Annotated in this window: 16 protein-coding genes; 5 read left to right on the forward strand and 11 right to left on the reverse strand. The window is 41.9% G+C overall.

Features of this window, described 5'->3' with window-relative positions; genetic code table 11:
• Positions 1-810 (forward strand): flavin reductase family protein (locus tag QM629_RS13180; RefSeq protein ID WP_415160346.1); only part of this gene is annotated, 810 nt, incomplete at its 5' end.
• Positions 811-910: 100 nt separating this feature from the next.
• Here the strand turns inward: QM629_RS13180 and QM629_RS13185 are convergent.
• Together QM629_RS13185 and QM629_RS13190 are read right to left on the reverse strand one after the other, a co-directional pair.
• A complete protein-coding gene (locus QM629_RS13185; RefSeq protein ID WP_415160347.1) occupies positions 911-2,779 on the reverse strand; it encodes an acyl-CoA dehydrogenase family protein in 1,869 nt (622 codons plus the stop codon).
• 183 nt (positions 2,780-2,962) lie between these two features.
• The gene (locus tag QM629_RS13190; protein WP_415160348.1) at positions 2,963-3,415 is read right to left on the reverse strand and encodes a MarR family winged helix-turn-helix transcriptional regulator; all 453 of its coding nucleotides are present in this window, start codon (positions 3,413-3,415) and stop codon (positions 2,963-2,965) included.
• Positions 3,416-3,625: 210 nt separating this feature from the next.
• On the opposite strand from QM629_RS13190, the gene QM629_RS13195 reads away from it, so the two are divergent.
• Positions 3,626-4,423 carry an alpha/beta hydrolase gene (locus QM629_RS13195; RefSeq protein WP_415160349.1) on the forward strand — a complete coding sequence of 266 codons (798 nt, stop codon included), beginning with the start codon at positions 3,626-3,628 and terminating at the stop codon, positions 4,421-4,423.
• Between the two features lie 98 nt (positions 4,424-4,521).
• Positions 4,522-5,595 carry a glycosyltransferase gene (locus QM629_RS13200; protein WP_415160350.1) on the forward strand — a complete coding sequence of 358 codons (1,074 nt, stop codon included), beginning with the start codon at positions 4,522-4,524 and terminating at the stop codon, positions 5,593-5,595.
• A 123-nt stretch (positions 5,596-5,718) separates the two neighbouring features.
• Here the strand turns inward: QM629_RS13200 and QM629_RS13205 are convergent, their stop codons facing one another.
• From QM629_RS13205 to QM629_RS13220, 4 genes are all read right to left on the reverse strand, one after another.
• Positions 5,719-6,489 carry an SDR family NAD(P)-dependent oxidoreductase gene (locus QM629_RS13205; protein WP_415160351.1) on the reverse strand — a complete coding sequence of 257 codons (771 nt, stop codon included), beginning with the start codon at positions 6,487-6,489 and terminating at the stop codon, positions 5,719-5,721.
• Positions 6,490-6,526: 37 nt separating this feature from the next.
• Positions 6,527-7,291, reverse strand: a complete 765-nt coding sequence (locus tag QM629_RS13210; RefSeq protein WP_415160352.1) for an SDR family NAD(P)-dependent oxidoreductase — start codon at positions 7,289-7,291, stop codon at positions 6,527-6,529.
• A 174-nt stretch (positions 7,292-7,465) separates the two neighbouring features.
• Positions 7,466-7,822, reverse strand: coding sequence for an Hpt domain-containing protein (locus tag QM629_RS13215; RefSeq protein WP_415160353.1), 357 nt, complete (start codon positions 7,820-7,822; stop codon positions 7,466-7,468).
• Positions 7,815-9,194 carry a sigma-54-dependent transcriptional regulator gene (locus QM629_RS13220; RefSeq protein WP_415160354.1) on the reverse strand — a complete coding sequence of 460 codons (1,380 nt, stop codon included), beginning with the start codon at positions 9,192-9,194 and terminating at the stop codon, positions 7,815-7,817. The genes QM629_RS13215 and QM629_RS13220 overlap by 8 nt, the downstream gene beginning before the upstream one ends.
• A gap of 124 nt (positions 9,195-9,318) precedes the next feature.
• Here QM629_RS13220 and gatC point away from each other — a divergent pair, with 124 nt between their 5' ends.
• Together gatC and QM629_RS13230 are read left to right on the forward strand one after the other, a co-directional pair.
• Positions 9,319-9,618: an Asp-tRNA(Asn)/Glu-tRNA(Gln) amidotransferase subunit GatC gene (gatC, locus tag QM629_RS13225; RefSeq protein ID WP_415160355.1), complete on the forward strand. Its 300-nt coding sequence runs from the start codon at positions 9,319-9,321 to the stop codon at positions 9,616-9,618.
• 2 nt (positions 9,619-9,620) lie between these two features.
• The gene (locus QM629_RS13230) at positions 9,621-10,325 is read left to right on the forward strand and encodes an ABC transporter ATP-binding protein (protein ID WP_415160356.1); all 705 of its coding nucleotides are present in this window, start codon (positions 9,621-9,623) and stop codon (positions 10,323-10,325) included.
• 24 nt (positions 10,326-10,349) lie between these two features.
• Here QM629_RS13230 and QM629_RS13235 read toward each other — a convergent pair whose 3' ends face one another.
• The 5 genes from QM629_RS13235 to QM629_RS13255 all read right to left on the reverse strand — a co-directional run bounded on the left by QM629_RS13235 (position 10,350) and on the right by QM629_RS13255 (position 14,810).
• Positions 10,350-11,273: an NAD-dependent epimerase/dehydratase family protein gene (locus QM629_RS13235; protein ID WP_415160357.1), complete on the reverse strand. Its 924-nt coding sequence runs from the start codon at positions 11,271-11,273 to the stop codon at positions 10,350-10,352.
• A gap of 48 nt (positions 11,274-11,321) precedes the next feature.
• Positions 11,322-11,981 carry a phosphoadenylyl-sulfate reductase gene (locus QM629_RS13240; RefSeq protein ID WP_415160358.1) on the reverse strand — a complete coding sequence of 220 codons (660 nt, stop codon included), beginning with the start codon at positions 11,979-11,981 and terminating at the stop codon, positions 11,322-11,324.
• Between the two features lie 394 nt (positions 11,982-12,375).
• A complete protein-coding gene (locus tag QM629_RS13245) occupies positions 12,376-13,077 on the reverse strand; it encodes an MlaE family ABC transporter permease (RefSeq protein WP_415160359.1) in 702 nt (233 codons plus the stop codon).
• Between the two features lie 107 nt (positions 13,078-13,184).
• A complete protein-coding gene (locus tag QM629_RS13250; protein ID WP_415160360.1) occupies positions 13,185-14,366 on the reverse strand; it encodes a M20 metallopeptidase family protein in 1,182 nt (393 codons plus the stop codon).
• A 9-nt stretch (positions 14,367-14,375) separates the two neighbouring features.
• Positions 14,376-14,810 carry an SPOR domain-containing protein gene (locus QM629_RS13255; protein ID WP_415160361.1) on the reverse strand — a complete coding sequence of 145 codons (435 nt, stop codon included), beginning with the start codon at positions 14,808-14,810 and terminating at the stop codon, positions 14,376-14,378.
• Positions 14,811-15,386 lie beyond the last annotated feature (576 nt).

A 15,386-nucleotide genomic window follows, 5' to 3' on the forward strand; every position in this document is an offset into this window, starting at 1 on the left:
ATTGCATTGGCAAGCACGGTTGATAAAGATGGCAATGCAAACCTTAGCCCGTTCAGCTTTTTTAATCTTTTTTCTTACGATCCGCCTGTTGTAATTTTTTCAACGGTGAAAAGAGGAGGGAATAATACGCATAAACATACATTCGAAAATATATGCGAGGTGCCGGAAGTGGTTATTAATATTTGTGATTATGATATGGTGCAACAGATAAACCTTGCCAGCACGGAATATGCAAAAGGTACAGATGAATTTATAAAAGCCGGTTTTACAAAATTACCATCGCTTTATATAAAACCATTTCGTGTTAAAGAAGCCAAAGTGCAGATGGAGTGCAAAGTGCCTGAAATAAAAAGCCTTGGCGATATTGGTGGTTCCGGGCAATTAATCATCGCAGAAGTTATATGCATGCATGTGGATGAAAGTATTTTAATTGAAGATGGTTCTGCTATTGATCAAAACAAACTGCAGCACGTGGCAAGGCTTGGCGGCGATTGGTATTGTAAAGTGGATGCAACGAATCTTTTTAAAGTGATAAGGCTGGTAAGGGATTTAGGGATAGGCATTGATGGCTTACCTGCAACCATCCGCACCAGTAAAATATTAACCGGCAATCATCTTGCACAGTTAGCCAATGTAAAAGAAATACCTTTTGTTGATGCCTCGTTTGAAGATGAGCAACTGAAAAACATCATTCAGTATTATTCCGTGAGCCTGGACGAGATGGAAGCAGAATTACATTATTATGCAAAACAATTGCTTGATGCAGGTAAGGTTGATGAAGCGTGGCAGGTGTTACTGGCATCGGTGTAATGCTAATTTTCAATATTGCCGCACAGAGAACGCAGAGCCAACAGAGATATTCTATTCCTCTGCTAACTCCTTTGCTCTGTGCGCTAATTTATTAAAGTCCCTAAAACGCATACTGCTTATCCGCAATCATCTTATCCGCAATCCTTCTTTTCGCTGCTTTAGAATTATATGGCTGCACTTTGGTAAATCTTTTTAAGCCAATATGCATCATGCGTAATTCATCACCTTCGGCAAAAGCATTCAAAGCGTCCTTGCCTTTTTTATTAATGCGGTCGGCGGCATCATAAATAAAGCAATCAACAATATCTTTCAAAATGGCAACATCAGCTTCGCCATTCTTTTCCGTAAGCTTTATCAGTCGCAGCAAACAGTTTTCTGCATGATAGGTATCAATGGCCATATCAGCAATATGCATCAGTATTTCCTGCTCTTTATCTATATTCATCATCAGCTTCTGCACAGCTGCGCCTGCCACCATTAAAATGGCTTTCTTAAAATTGATAATATATTTTTTCTGTTCATCGTATAATGTTTCATCTTCATCGCCAAAATCAGGAATGCTCATCAACTCGTTTGCAACCGACATGGCAGGGCCCATCAAATCCAGCCTTCCCTTCATGGCACGTTTTAACGTCATATCCAGAATAAGTAACCGGTTAATTTCATTGGTGCCTTCATAAATACGGTTGATGCGGCTGTCGCGGTAAGCTTTTGATATCAGGTATTCATCGCTGAAACCATTACCGCCATGTATCTGCACGCCTTCATCGGCCACCAGGTCCAATACTTCACTGCCAAACACTTTTAATATAGCGCATTCAATGGCATATTCCTCGGCAGCGCCAAGCAAAGCCTGTTCATGTGTTTTGCCTGAGGCTTCCAGTTCTTCCCGCTTTTCTTCAATTAACGCAGCCGTTCTGTATAATGCAGTATCGCTCGCCCACAGGTTAATGGCCATGGTGGCAAGCTTTTCTTTTATAGCGCCAAAATTGGAAATGGATGTTTTAAACTGTTCGCGGTTAATGGCATATTCCACTGACATATTGAGGGCGCTTTTAGAGCCGCCGTTTGCCGCAGCACATAACTTCAGCCTGCCGATATTTAAAATATTAAAAGCGATGATATGGCCTTTGCCAATTTCACCTAATACATTTTCAACGGGCACTTTGCAATCCTGGAAATATAATTGTACAGTGGAAGAACCTTTAATGCCCATTTTATGTTCTTCAGGGCCCTGCGTAAAACCTTTAAAACCGCGCTCCACAATAAAGGCGGTGAATCCTGCCTTGCCGGCAGGCAGGTTATCACCATCCACTTTGGCAAACACTGTATAAACATCGGCAAAACCACCGTTGGTTATCCAGCATTTCTGACCATTCAGCAAATAATATTTCCCGTCTTCACTTAAACGTGCCGAAGTTTTGGCGCCAAGCGCATCGCTGCCGCTGTTTGGTTCTGTTAAACCATAAGCGCCGATGAATTCACCACTGGCAAGCTTTGGAATATATTTTTGTTTCTGATCTTCCGTTCCAAAATATAAAATCGGCAGCGAGCCAATGCCCGTATGTGCTGCAATGGCCACTGAAAATGAAAAGCCATTGCCCAGCCCTTCATTAACTATGGTAGATGTAATAAAATCCTTGGCAAGCCCGCCATATTGTTCCGGAAAAGAAGTGCTTAATAAGCCCTGCTCACCGGCTTTCACCAGCAGCGATCGCATAAGGCCTGGCTCCAGTTTATCAATACGGTCAATAATGGGCAGCACTTCCGTTTGCACAAACTGCATGCACATATCCATTATCATTTGCTGCTCTTCACTGAAGTCTTCACGAATAAAAATATCGTTGGCGCTGCTTTCTTTAATAAGCCATTCGCCGCCTTTTAATATGGTTTTGTTTTCAACAGCTTCCATGGTGATTGTTTTATTGATAAATATTTTGTTACAAGCTTTTGTATTTATTTCGGTCATTATATCTTTTTATTGTCTCAATGAATGCCGCAATATTTTTTTGTTACAGGCTGCGGCATTTCATGGCAGTCCGCCACGGCGGATCACTCCCTTGTACTGCAGGTACCGCTATTCCGCTTTAGCCCGCTGTTCAATCCGTCGCATAAATGCCTGCTTTTAAAAGTTTCATGCACTTAACCCCCTTCAGGGGATGGGGGATTTCAAATTATCATACACCTGCTGCAACACGCGTTTTACAATTTCTATTTCATCTTTATTTACGCCCTGCAATGCTTCGTCCATAGTTTGATTCGCCAGTTCAAGCGTTACATTTTGCAAGGCTTTTCCGGCATCGGTTAAACAAACAAGGTTAATACGCTTATCATTTTTATGCGATGATCGTTTTAATAATTTCTGCTTTTCCAGGTTATCAACCAGTCTTGTTATACTTGGCTTATCGCGATACGTGCGGTTGCAGAGCTCCTGCTGGCTTAAGCAATCCTCTTTCCATAAATGATACAATACGGTCCATTGTTCTATTGTAATATCAATGCCCGCACTCCTAAGGTTTTTTTGCAACCGCCTTGCTACAGCCGTGCTGGCCATTCCGTTAATAACGCTGTATAATTCTCCCCGCTTAAACTGGTTTACCGGCATATAGTGTTAAGTTAAGTGTAGGTTGCCAGTAGTGCATAGTAAGCACTTGCAGGACACACGCACAACTGGCCACTCACTAAGCACGTTAAATACGACAATTCATCATTGACACAACAATAGTTGTTTATGCAACTATTTCAAAATTATATATCTTTAGCCCATTATCAGCGGTTTCAAAATAAATTTTTCTGTTAAGATGTAAAGCGTTTCATGCAGCATCATTTCCTGGCATATAAAGCTTCTCTTATTCATTATTATGTTTTTGGTAATGGTCCCAAAACATTATTCTGTTTCCATGGATACGGAGAAAACGGATATTCATTTGCTTTCCTTAATAAAAAACTTAGTGATGCTTATACTTTATATGCCATTGATTTTCCTTTTCACGGTAAAACGGAATGGAACGAAGCGTCTCCATTTATGCCGGAAGACCTGGCTGCAATTATGAAGCTGATACATCAGGATGATGTAAAATTCTCCTTACTGGCATACAGCATGGGTGGCCGTGCAGCCATGCATTTAACAGAGAAGATGCCGGGTAAAATTAAACGTGTTGTATTGGCGGCGCCCGATGGTTTGCATCAGAATACCTGGTACTGGCTGACAACACAAACGCGTTTTGGCAACAAAGCTTTTGCCTACACGATGAACCACCCCGGCTGGTTTTTTAAAGCGGTGAATGTAGCTGACAAACTAAACCTGCTTAATAAAAGCATTGTAAAATTTATACATTATTATCTGGATGAAGAGGAGGAAAGGATGCTTTTGTATAAGCGCTGGACGTTTATGCGCAGGTTTAAGCCCAATCTTCAGCATATAAAACAATTGTGTGATGAAAATAATATTCAACTGAATTTTTTATTTGGCGAATATGATCGTATCATCCTCAGCAAGCGTGCTGCTGTCTTCAGGCAGGCAAAAAATACCAGTATAAAAATCATACATGCAGGCCACCAGATGATGAAAGAAAAATATGCAAATGAAATTGCTGCATTGCTGAATGGCTGATTGTAGTTTTCTTTGCGGGCTATATGCAGTTGCTTACATATTTCATTTACATCACTGCCCTGCTTCTTTGCCTTTATCTTTTACTCATAAACCTTTATTTGTATTGGTTTGGTAAACTGAAGGTTTTTAAGGCCGCCGTATTAAAGCCGGCAACAGGGTTTACGGTTATTATCCCGGCACGCAACGAAGAAGATAATATTGAAAACTGCATTCGTTCCATCCTCAATAATAATTACCCTGAAAATCTATTTGAGATAATCGTGGCGGATGATTTTTCAACAGACCGGACGCCTGAAATTGTTCATCGGTTACAGGCGAAGTATGCAAACATTCATATCATCAGCTTAAAAAAGATAATTACCGAAACCATTAATTCCTATAAGAAAAGAGCGATTGAACTGGCCATTGCACAAAGTAAGCATGAATGGATTATTACAACCGATGCAGATTGTATTGTGCCGAAAGGCTGGCTGCATTTATTCAACGCTTATATTCAGAAAAACAACCGCGTTTTTGTGGCTGCGCCTGTAATGTTTACCTGCAATAATTCTTTTCTTGATATTTTTCAATGCCTTGATTTTCTAAGCCTGCAGGGCATAACGGCGGCATCGGTTTATGCAGGCGCGCACAGCATGTGCAATGGCGCTAATCTCGCCTATAAAAAAACAGTTTTTTATGAAGTGGATGGTTTTAAAAATGCCGATCATATTGCCAGTGGCGATGATATGCTGCTGATGCATAAAATAAAAATGAAGTATCCCGAAAATATCGGCTACTTATTCAGCGATGAGGTTATTGTAACCACGCCGCCCATGCCCGATCTTAAAAGCTTTTTAAACCAGCGCATACGCTGGGCGAGCAAGGCCACCAGCTATAAAGACAAGCGTGTTTTCCGGGTATTGCTGCTGGTTTATTTTGTAAACCTTTTTTTAGGGATATTATTTATTGCCTGTTTTTTCAGGCCGCAATTATTTTTAATATGGTTGTCATTTATTCTTGCCAAGGCATTGCTTGAAATGCCTTTTATGTATAAAGTCTCAAGATTTTATTCCTTGCAGCGGCTCCTGTTTTTATTTGTTCTTATGCAGCCTTTCCACATTTTATATACCGTTATTTCCGGCTGGCTTGGCACGTTCGGTACATATAAATGGAAGGGGAGGAAGGTTAGATAAGGTTCAATAGTTCACGGGTTCACCTGTTGTTTAAAGTTTAAGGTTTAAAGTTGAATGTTACGCTGTTTATGCGGTTAACTTGTGAACTGTTGGAACTTGTAAACTCGTGAACTTTCAATAGAGCTACGTGTTCAGCTTTACAAAGCCGCCATCAATCGGATAATCACAGCCGGTTATAAACGATGCTTCGTTGCTGCATAGGTATAAAGCAAGTTGTGCAATCTCATCCGGCCTGCCCATGCGGCCGATAGGTTGCGTTTTGGAAAGCTTGTCAAACATCTCCGCTTCTTTGCCCGGGTAATTTTTCGCCAGAAAACCATCCACAAAAGGCGTATGCACGCGGCCGGGAGAAATACTGTTGCAGCGTATGTTATAAGGCAAATAATCTTTCGCCACAGAAAGCGTCATGGCATATACAGCGCCCTTGGTGGCGGAATAGGCAAAACGGTCAACCAGGCCAACCAACGCCGCCACAGAAGCCATGTTCACAATGCTGCCGCCTTTTTGTTTCATAAACGGAATTACTTCATGCAGGCAATTATACACGCCTTTTATATTTACGTTTAATAACCGCTCAAAATCTTCCGCCGATGTATTTTCGGCTGTGCCCACATGCGCTATGCCCGCATTGTTTACTACAATATCAATAATTGCATGTTGTTGTATAATAGCGGCAACCGCATCCTTTACATCAGCCTGGCTGGAAATATTGCATTTGTAAAAAAACGATTTGCCTTTTGCTGCATTTATTTCATCCGCCACAGTTTTACTGTCTTCATTAATATCAATTATGCAAACGGTGGCGCCCTGCTGTGCAAACAATTTTGAAATAGCCTTTCCTATGCCGCTTCCGCCGCCGGTTACAATGGCAATTTTGTTGTCTAATCTGAGCATATTTATTAAAAATTTAAAACAAAACTATACTGATTCATCAATACGGCGAAGGGCTTACGCTCGTCCATCCGCCATCAATAATCAAGCTTTGCCCGGTTATATGCCTTGATGCTGGCGAAACCATGAACAACGCCGCATTGGCAATATCTTCAACCGTTGCAGGTTTGCCCATTGGCGTAATGCGGCTCCAGGTGTTTACATAATCCTTGTCTTCACTTGTGCGCTCGGTAAGGGTAGCGCCGGGGGCAATGGCATTGATCGAAATATTATGTGGCGATAATTCAATCACCAAAGTTTTTGCGAGCATTTCAAGCGCCGCTTTTGTAATGCCGTAAGCTGCCAGGTTTTTATGCGCCTGGTGCCCCGTTACAGAAGACATGAGCAAAACGCTGCCGCCGCTGTTTTGCAGTTTCATTTGCCTGGCCGCAGCCTGGGCAAGCAAAAAGCTGCCGCCAATATTAAGGTTCATTACCGCCTGCAAATGCTGCGGTTTGTATTCAAAAAAATCGCCGAATAAAGTAATGCCGGCATTGGCAATGGCAATGGTGAGCCTGCCAAATTCATTTGCTGCTTTATCCACCATTGATTGAATAAAGGCCGGGTCAGCAGCATCGCCGGCCAACCCAATACAATTGCCGTGCCTGGCGATTTTTGCAGCAGCATCATTAACCAGCGCTTCATTAATGTCGTTTATTAAAACAGATGCACCCTTTATACAGAGCTGCCTTGCTATTTCAAAACCAATGCCCTGCCCGGCACCCGTAACTATGGCAGCATGCCCGGAAAATTCGTTAGTATTCATCTTATGCATTTAATCCAATGCATCAAAGATTATTATTTTTTAAACTTCCGGCCACGAAAAAAATTATTACCCGTTGCAATGATGTATCATTCATGGCAGGTATGCCATCGGCACAAGCTAACGGGAAGGCATTAAAAGGGAGTTGCGTAAAACAGAGAGCACGTTGCAAAGAGCTTACTCCAGCTCAAATTCCATCTTCATGGCGGCAATGCATTGTCCGATATAACCGGATATGAATGTAACATCTTTTCGAATAAGATCGGTTTGTGTAAACTTCAGGGCACGCTGTTCCACTTTACGGATAAGGTCTTTAACCGGTTCCAGGTTAAAGAGGTCAATACTGGCTTTCATTTTATGTGCGAAAAAGTAAACTTTTTCCCAGTTGCTTTCTGCACAGGCCTTTTCAAGGCCGGCGTTGCTTTCCGGCATGTGCTGCACAAAAAGGGAAGCCATGAATTTTACAAATTCTTCGTCGGCATTGTGGGTGCGAATTAAAAGTGCCGTGTCATACAGTTTTTCTACATCAGGCATTGTTTTTTCGTTTTTCGGTTTTCAGCCCGTAATTATTGATCATTCTGTATATGGTTGATTTGCCAACATCTAATTTGCCGGCTACTTTCAATACATCATAATCATATTCATCAAGGTACTGTTGAATTAATTTAATGGTATATTCCTTTAAAGTATAATTACCATTTTTAGAATGGTTTACTTTCACAGGCGTAAAATGTATTTGCAAGTCATCTGCGCTTATTTCTTCCCCATCGGCCATCACACAAGCCAGCTCTATAATGGATTTTATCTCTCTTATATTCCCGGGGAAAGTGTAGGTCAGAAGCTTTTGTTTGGCATCGAGCGACAGTAATTTTTTCCCAAGCCCGTTTTCTTTGCAAAACTGTTCAGTAAAATGCTTGGCTATCAGTAAAATATCATTATCACGCTCGCGTAGCGGCGGCAAGGCAACAGGCAGGCCCAACAGGCGGTAATAGAGGTCTTCCCTGAAGTTTCCTTTTATGATTTCTTCTTTTAAATTACGGTGTGTGGCCACGATGATACGGACGTTAGTTTTCACAATTTCATTACTGCCAATGCGGGTAATTTCTTTTTCCTGAAGGGCACGTAATAGTTTCGCCTGCAAATTTATATCCATTTCTCCAATTTCATCGAGAAATAATGTGCCGTTATGTGCCTCTTCAAACTTGCCTATGCGCCGGTTGGCTGCGCCGGTAAACGAACCTTTCTCATGCCCAAATAATTCGCTCTCCAGCAAATCTTTGGGTATGGCCGCCACATTTACCGGAACGAACGGGTGCTTCTTTCTCTCAGAATTAAAATGAATGGCTTTTGCCACCAGTTCCTTGCCCGTTCCTGTTTCACCGGTAATGGAAACGGTAATATTGGTGGCAGCCGCTTTTTCCATAAGATTAAAAACTTTCTTGATAGCACTGCTGTTGCCGATGATTATATTCTGGAAATTGTATTTGCGCTCTACCTGCTGCTTTAAATTTTCCACTTCTTTTTTAAGCGCAAAATTTTCTTTCAGGTTTTGAATGGCCATCCAGAGCCTTTGCTCCGTACCGGCATCTTTTACAATGTAATCATGAACGCCTTTTTTAAAAAGATCAATGGCAACCTGTATATCTTCCTGTCCTGAAATAATAATCACCTGCGTTTCAGGCGATACTTCTCTTATCTGCATAAGCAAAGAATCACCCTTTATATCAGGCATAAAATAATCAAGCGTGATGATATCCGGTTTTTCGTGCAGCGACGCATTCAGTGATTTGGCAGTGTAAAATTTCTTAACCTCAAATTCCGGGTTAAGCGATAAATAATAAGCTAATTTGGCAGCGTATATCTCATCGTCGTCAACCACAAATATGCGAACGGTCTCCCTTAGCATAGAAGGATTTTAAGTTTGCAATATAAATATTTGGTTTTTTTTCTGCAATTTAATCCAAACCGGATTTTAACCGTTTCTACCATTTTAAACTGTTTAGCTCAACCACAAACTATATTTTTGCCGGATGGAAATTACGTCTGAAATGATTGATCGTCTTGCAGTTCTCGCAAAGCTAAAATTTTCTGAAGAAGAAAAAAAGGAACTGAAAAGCGACCTGGAAAGCATGATAGGGTTTGTAGAAAAGCTGAAAGAAGTTGACACTTCCGGTACAGCGCCCTTATTGCATATAACAGAAGCGGTAAATGTATTGCGGGAAGATGAGGTAAGGCAAACCATTACAAAAGAAGAAGCCCTGCTGAATGTCCCGGTTTCCGGCGGCGGTTTTATTAAAGTGCCAAAGGTCATTAAAAAAGAAACAGCGTAGTTATGCAGCCGGTTATAGAACTTCAGCACATTCGCAAAACATATTTCATGGGCCATAATTCCATCGAAGTATTAAAAGGCATTATGCTTACTATTGAGCGCAATGAATATGTGGCATTGATGGGGCCGAGCGGCAGCGGCAAGAGCACCCTGATGAATATTCTCGGCTGCCTTGATACGCCCACCTCGGGGCAATATATCCTGAATGGAAAAGATGTAAGCAAAATGCCGGATGATGACCTCGCAGAAGTGCGCAACACCGAAATAGGCTTCGTGTTCCAGCAGTTTAATTTATTGCCGCGTTTAACCGCCGCAGAAAACGTGGCATTGCCTTTAATATATGCCGGCATAAGCAAAAAAGAACGCACAGAAAGGGCCATGCTGGCGCTTCAAAAAGTGGGGCTGGAAGAAAGAAGCCATCATAAACCCAATGAAATGAGTGGCGGTCAAATTCAGCGCGTGGCCATTGCCAGGGCGCTGGTAAACAACCCCTCCTTATTGCTCGCAGATGAACCTACAGGCAACCTTGATACCAAAACCTCGGCAGAAGTAATGGAAATATTTGGCCAGATACAGGCCGCCGGCAACACCGTTGTTTTGGTTACGCATGAAGAAGATATTGCTGAATATGCCAAACGCATTGTGCGCCTGCGCGATGGCAATATTGAAAGCGATAACCTAAAAGAGGCTGAAATGATGGCAAAGTAAAGCGCCATTCATCTGCACCCTGGTTTATACAGAATAAAACGTAAACCTTGACCTGAATTCTTTCAGTTCGTCTTCCAGATCGCTTTCGGGCAGTGATATGTATTCAAGCAGCTTTGACTGCCTTTCCACTTCCAGGTTTGGGCCGGTATAATTCTGGTTAATGAAGAATGATTCCAGGTCTTCATATACATTCTTCATTACATCTACAATATCAAGAATGCTTAATGTTTTATCTGAAAGGTTATAAGTGCCTGCAGGAACATCGGTCGTTAATAACCTGGCTAGCACTGCAGTGGTTTTATTGATATGTATAAAAGACCGGTGCTGGCTGCCCGTTCCGTTTATGGTGATGCGGTTTGTAAAATGCGCATCGAACATAAAGCGGTTTATTACCGCATCAAAGCGCATGCTTTTGCTGTACCCATACACATTACCGAGGCGTATGACGATGGTCTTAATTTTATCTTCCAGGCGTTTTATATGCCGCTCTGCGCGAAGCTTCGATATTGAATAAAAATTATCCGGCTGCGTTTCTGATGCTTCCGTGGCAGGCGTTACGGTATTGCCGTAAACGCCCGTGCTGCTTAAAAATACCAGTTGCTTTACATTGCTTTCTTCCAGTGCATAAGCAAGCTCCGCTGTTCCCCAGTGATTGGTTTGCTCATAAATATGCCCGTCTGTATTGGCAAATGGCGTTGTAACTTTTGCAGCCAGATGAAGCACCACATCCACGTTTTTTAAAGTGCTGCGCAGCTTGCGTGAATCAAGAATTTCACCCGGTATAAACTTAACTTTTGGTGAAGTGGGTTTATGGCCGATGAAGAGGTTATAGTTGCCGCGGCTTAAATTATCATACACAATTATGTTTTCAACTTCTGGTAATTCTCCAAGCGTGTAAACCAGTTCGGTGCCTATGTAGCCGGCGCCGCCAGTAATAAGTACATTCATTTAAATTCTTATTGTTGTTATTGATAGCTTTAAAAAGATCAGGAATGATTATTTTTCCACGAGCTCTGTATTCAATCCGCATTCGGTTTTTTTAAGGCCGAACCACCGGCCATTTCTTCCGTCCATATTATTAAGATCCCACTTGCGGGTGCATGGCTCGCAGCCAATGCTGAAGTAGCCTTTGTCTTCAAGCGGATGATGCGGTATTTTATGTTCGCGCAGGTAATCATATATCATCTTGCTCGTCCAGTCAAGCATAGGATGAAAGCGTATGGTGCCAAGCCTGGCTTTTTCTTCCACCTTAAAATTCTTGCGCACCTCGCCCTGGTCTGCACGCACGCCATTTATCCAAACATCGTATTGTGCAAGAATGGGCTCCAGCGGAACTACTTTGTTTAAATGGCAACACAGGTCCGGATCGCTGGCGAATAATAACCTGTTGTTCGCATCGCGCTGGTTTATTTTGGCGGTTGCAGAATAAACATTAACCAGGTTTAAGCCAAACAGCCTCGCAATCTCATCACGGTAGCTTAATGTTTCCGGAAAATGGTAGCCTGTGTGAATGAAATAAACCGGTATGCTGTTATCGGTTTTACTTAAAATATGCAGCAATACAGTGCTGTGTGTTTGAAAAGAAGAAGTGGTAAACAGCTTTAGCCCAAGTTGTTTATAGATTTTGATCCTGTCGGTTATTTGTTCTACGGTCATACCTGTTTTGTTTAGTGTGGTTGTTGCCAATAAAAAAAGCCTTCCCTGGTTATAGAGAAGGCTTTTTTTTATTCGTTTATTCCTGTTGTTAATTACAATAGAATATCCTTCTCCTAAAAGATATGTTACACATACAACAACACATGGAAGAAAGATTATTCATTGGGCTGCAAATATAAAACGATTGATGATTATAATTCCAAAATTAATTTTTTGGGTGATTGCATTGTTTGTTACTTCCTGTCATAATTTATATACTGTAACCAATGTTGTTATCCAAGGTTTATTGGAAATATTCAATAAACAATTTGCGAATGTTTGCAATTGAACATTGCGTATTGAGTTGTTGATTATTGAATATTCTTTTTAATAAAACAACAATATTCGTATTGCTTTAAAGAAGCAGGGCTGCCAGCAGGTAATCGGCCAAAAGGATTAATATACAGCTTACTATTACAGCCGTGGTGCTGGCGCGGCCGATTTCAAAAGAACCACCTTTTACATAGTAGCCATAATAAGCGCCGATGGTGCTGATGATAAAGGCGAATGTATATGCCTTATACATGGCAAAAGGTATATTGCCGAGATTAAGGCTTTGCCTTAATCCCACATCGAATGTTTCTGCTGAAAGAATGCCGGACATGCTGCCGCCAACGCGGCCACCCCAGATTGCCAGTGTCATAGAAATAACAATTAATGCAGGGATAACCAGCAAAGCGCCCAGCACTTTAGGGAAAATGAGGTAATTGCGGGTATTAATGCCCATAATTTCAAGCGCATCAATCTGCTCGCTCACACGCATGTTGCCCAGCTCACTTGCAATCTTACTGCCTACAACACCGGCAAGCACAATACACACCAGCGTTGGGGATAGTTCGAGTATAATGGTATCTCTTGTTATTTGAGAGATGGTTGCCTTGGGAATTAACGGGCTTACCAACTGGTAGGCTGTTTGCACGGTGGTTACAGCGCCAAGAAATATGGAAATAATGGCAACGATGGGCAAAGATCCAATACCTATTTCAGCAGCCTGGTGCATAAATTCCTTCCAGTACATTTTAAAGTTTTCAGGCCTGGTAAACATCCCCTTTAACATTAAAAGATATTTTCCTATGTGGCTGAGAAGTCGTCCTATCATAGTATTACCGGTTCAGATGATTAATCAATATAAAAAATTGTACCGTATTTGCAAAGCTAACTGAATTAAGGCTGCAAATTCATGCCAAGCCAGGCCATTATGCCGGCGCCGTTTTGCAGCGCTTCTTCATCTACATTAAACTTTGGCGTGTGCACATTATGCACAATTCCTTTGTGCTCGTTGCGCACACCAACCCTGTAAAAACAGGCGGGTATCTTTTGCGCATAGAAACCAAAATCTTCAGCGCCCATGCGTATTTCCGTTTCTTCAATATTTTCAGCGCCAAAATATTCTTTCGCCAGCATACTTGCTTTTTCTGTAATCGCCTCATTGCTATATACAGCCGGATAACCCACATCAATCAATACTTCTGCTTCGGCGCCCATGGCTTCCGCAATTTCAACTACCTGCTTCCTGATAAGCGCATGCGCTTTATAACGCCAGGTTTCATCCATGGTTCTGAATGTGCCCATCAGCTTTACCTCCGAAGGAATTACATTGGTTGTAAACCCGCCATTGAAGCTGCAAATGGATAATACAGAAGGCGTAAACGGGTTGGCATTGCGGCTTACAACCTGCTGCAGGCTTACCACTATCTGCGATGCAATTAAAATGGTATCAGCGGTTAAGTGGGGCGATGCGGCATGCCCGCCCTTGCCTTTAATGGTTATATAAATTTCATCGGCGCTTGCCATAATAAGGCCGCCGCGAAAGCTCAGCCTGCCGGTTGGCAATCCCGGGTGCACATGCATGGCAAGAATGGCTTGCGGCTTTGGGTTTTCCAGCACGCCTTCTTTTATCATGATGCTGGCGCCGCCGGGATTTTTTTCCTCGCCTGGCTGAAAAATAATTTTAACGGCGCCTTGCCATTCGCTGCGCAACTCATTTAAAATCTTTGTGGCGCCAAGCAGGCAGGTGGTATGCACATCATGACCGCAGGCATGCATAACGCCATTATTCTGCGATTTATACGGCACCTCATTTTCTTCGGTAATAGGCAGCGCATCTATATCGGCCCTCAATGCAATGATGCGCGATGAAGGCTTTTTGCCTTCCAGCAGGGCTACAAGCCCGGTGCCTGCCACCCTTTCAAAAGATATATTCCACTGCTTTAACTGTTCGCCAATATATTCACTGGTTTTAAATTCCTGGAAACTTAATTCAGGGTGCGCATGCAAATGACGCCTTATTTCAAGCATCACTGGCGCATATTGTTTGGTTAATTCTTTTATTGTTTGAGGAAGCATACATCTGCTTTATTGAAACTGTCCGGCCTGTGGAATGTATTCAATCACATCATCAACAACATAAGCAGGATTGGATATATATAAGCTTAATTGTTTTTTAAAATTTTCCGCATCTGCCCGCTGCACAAAATTGCCTATACGCACTTTAAAATAAGGCGACTGGTACGAAACATACGCTTTCTGGTCAGGAAAATTTTCAAGCAATGTGGCTTTTAATTTAAAAGCATCATCGCGGCTACGGGTGTTTAAAACCTGCAGCCTGTAACCCCTGAATAAACCATCTGCCGTCATTTTTGAGGTTACCTTATTAATAGCAGCCTGTTTTTCGGCCAGCAGGTCAACCCTTGCATCTTTATGCACAATAATAGTATCGCCTGCTTTTGCCGCAGTAAAAGCAAAACAGGCAACCAGTATAACAAGAAAATGTTTTATTGCGATTTTCATAACATCAAACACCCGGCCAATTGTATGCCGGCAAAGTAAGGCAAAATAAGCTTTATATAAAGTGAAACTTATGAGCGGATGCATCCCAGGTGCCCCGTTTCTGCATAGCTTTCCTGCCAGTGCGGCGAATAGGCAGGGAAAGTTTGTTGAATGGGTATTGCACGCAGTTTAAAGATTACTACCGGTTTGCGTCTTCACAAACCGGAATTAGATGGATAATATTTTTTGATTGGTGTGGATCAACAGATTGGGAAACGAATGGTTTTCGTTTTATCTTTTTGTTACTTTCTTTACTCTCTGATAACAACGATTTCTTCCTGTACTTTTCTCTTGAAAGAAAAGTACCAAAAGTTCAAGAACGGATGATATTTCAACACATCCGTTCACCGCCATGATTAAGCTTTTGTGCTAATAATTCTTCGCCTTTTGAACCTTGATCTTAACTTTACTAACTATTACTTAGGATAGGCGACATTTGGTTCATTAAAAAAGGCTTTCACAAGTGTTATTTTTCTTTGAATTTCTTTCATGGTGTCTTCTACAGTTTCTCTGAATGTTTTTTTAGTGGGTGTGTGC

The organism is Parafilimonas sp. (assembly GCF_047606085.1).
Taxonomy (GTDB): domain Bacteria; phylum Bacteroidota; class Bacteroidia; order Chitinophagales; family Chitinophagaceae; genus Parafilimonas.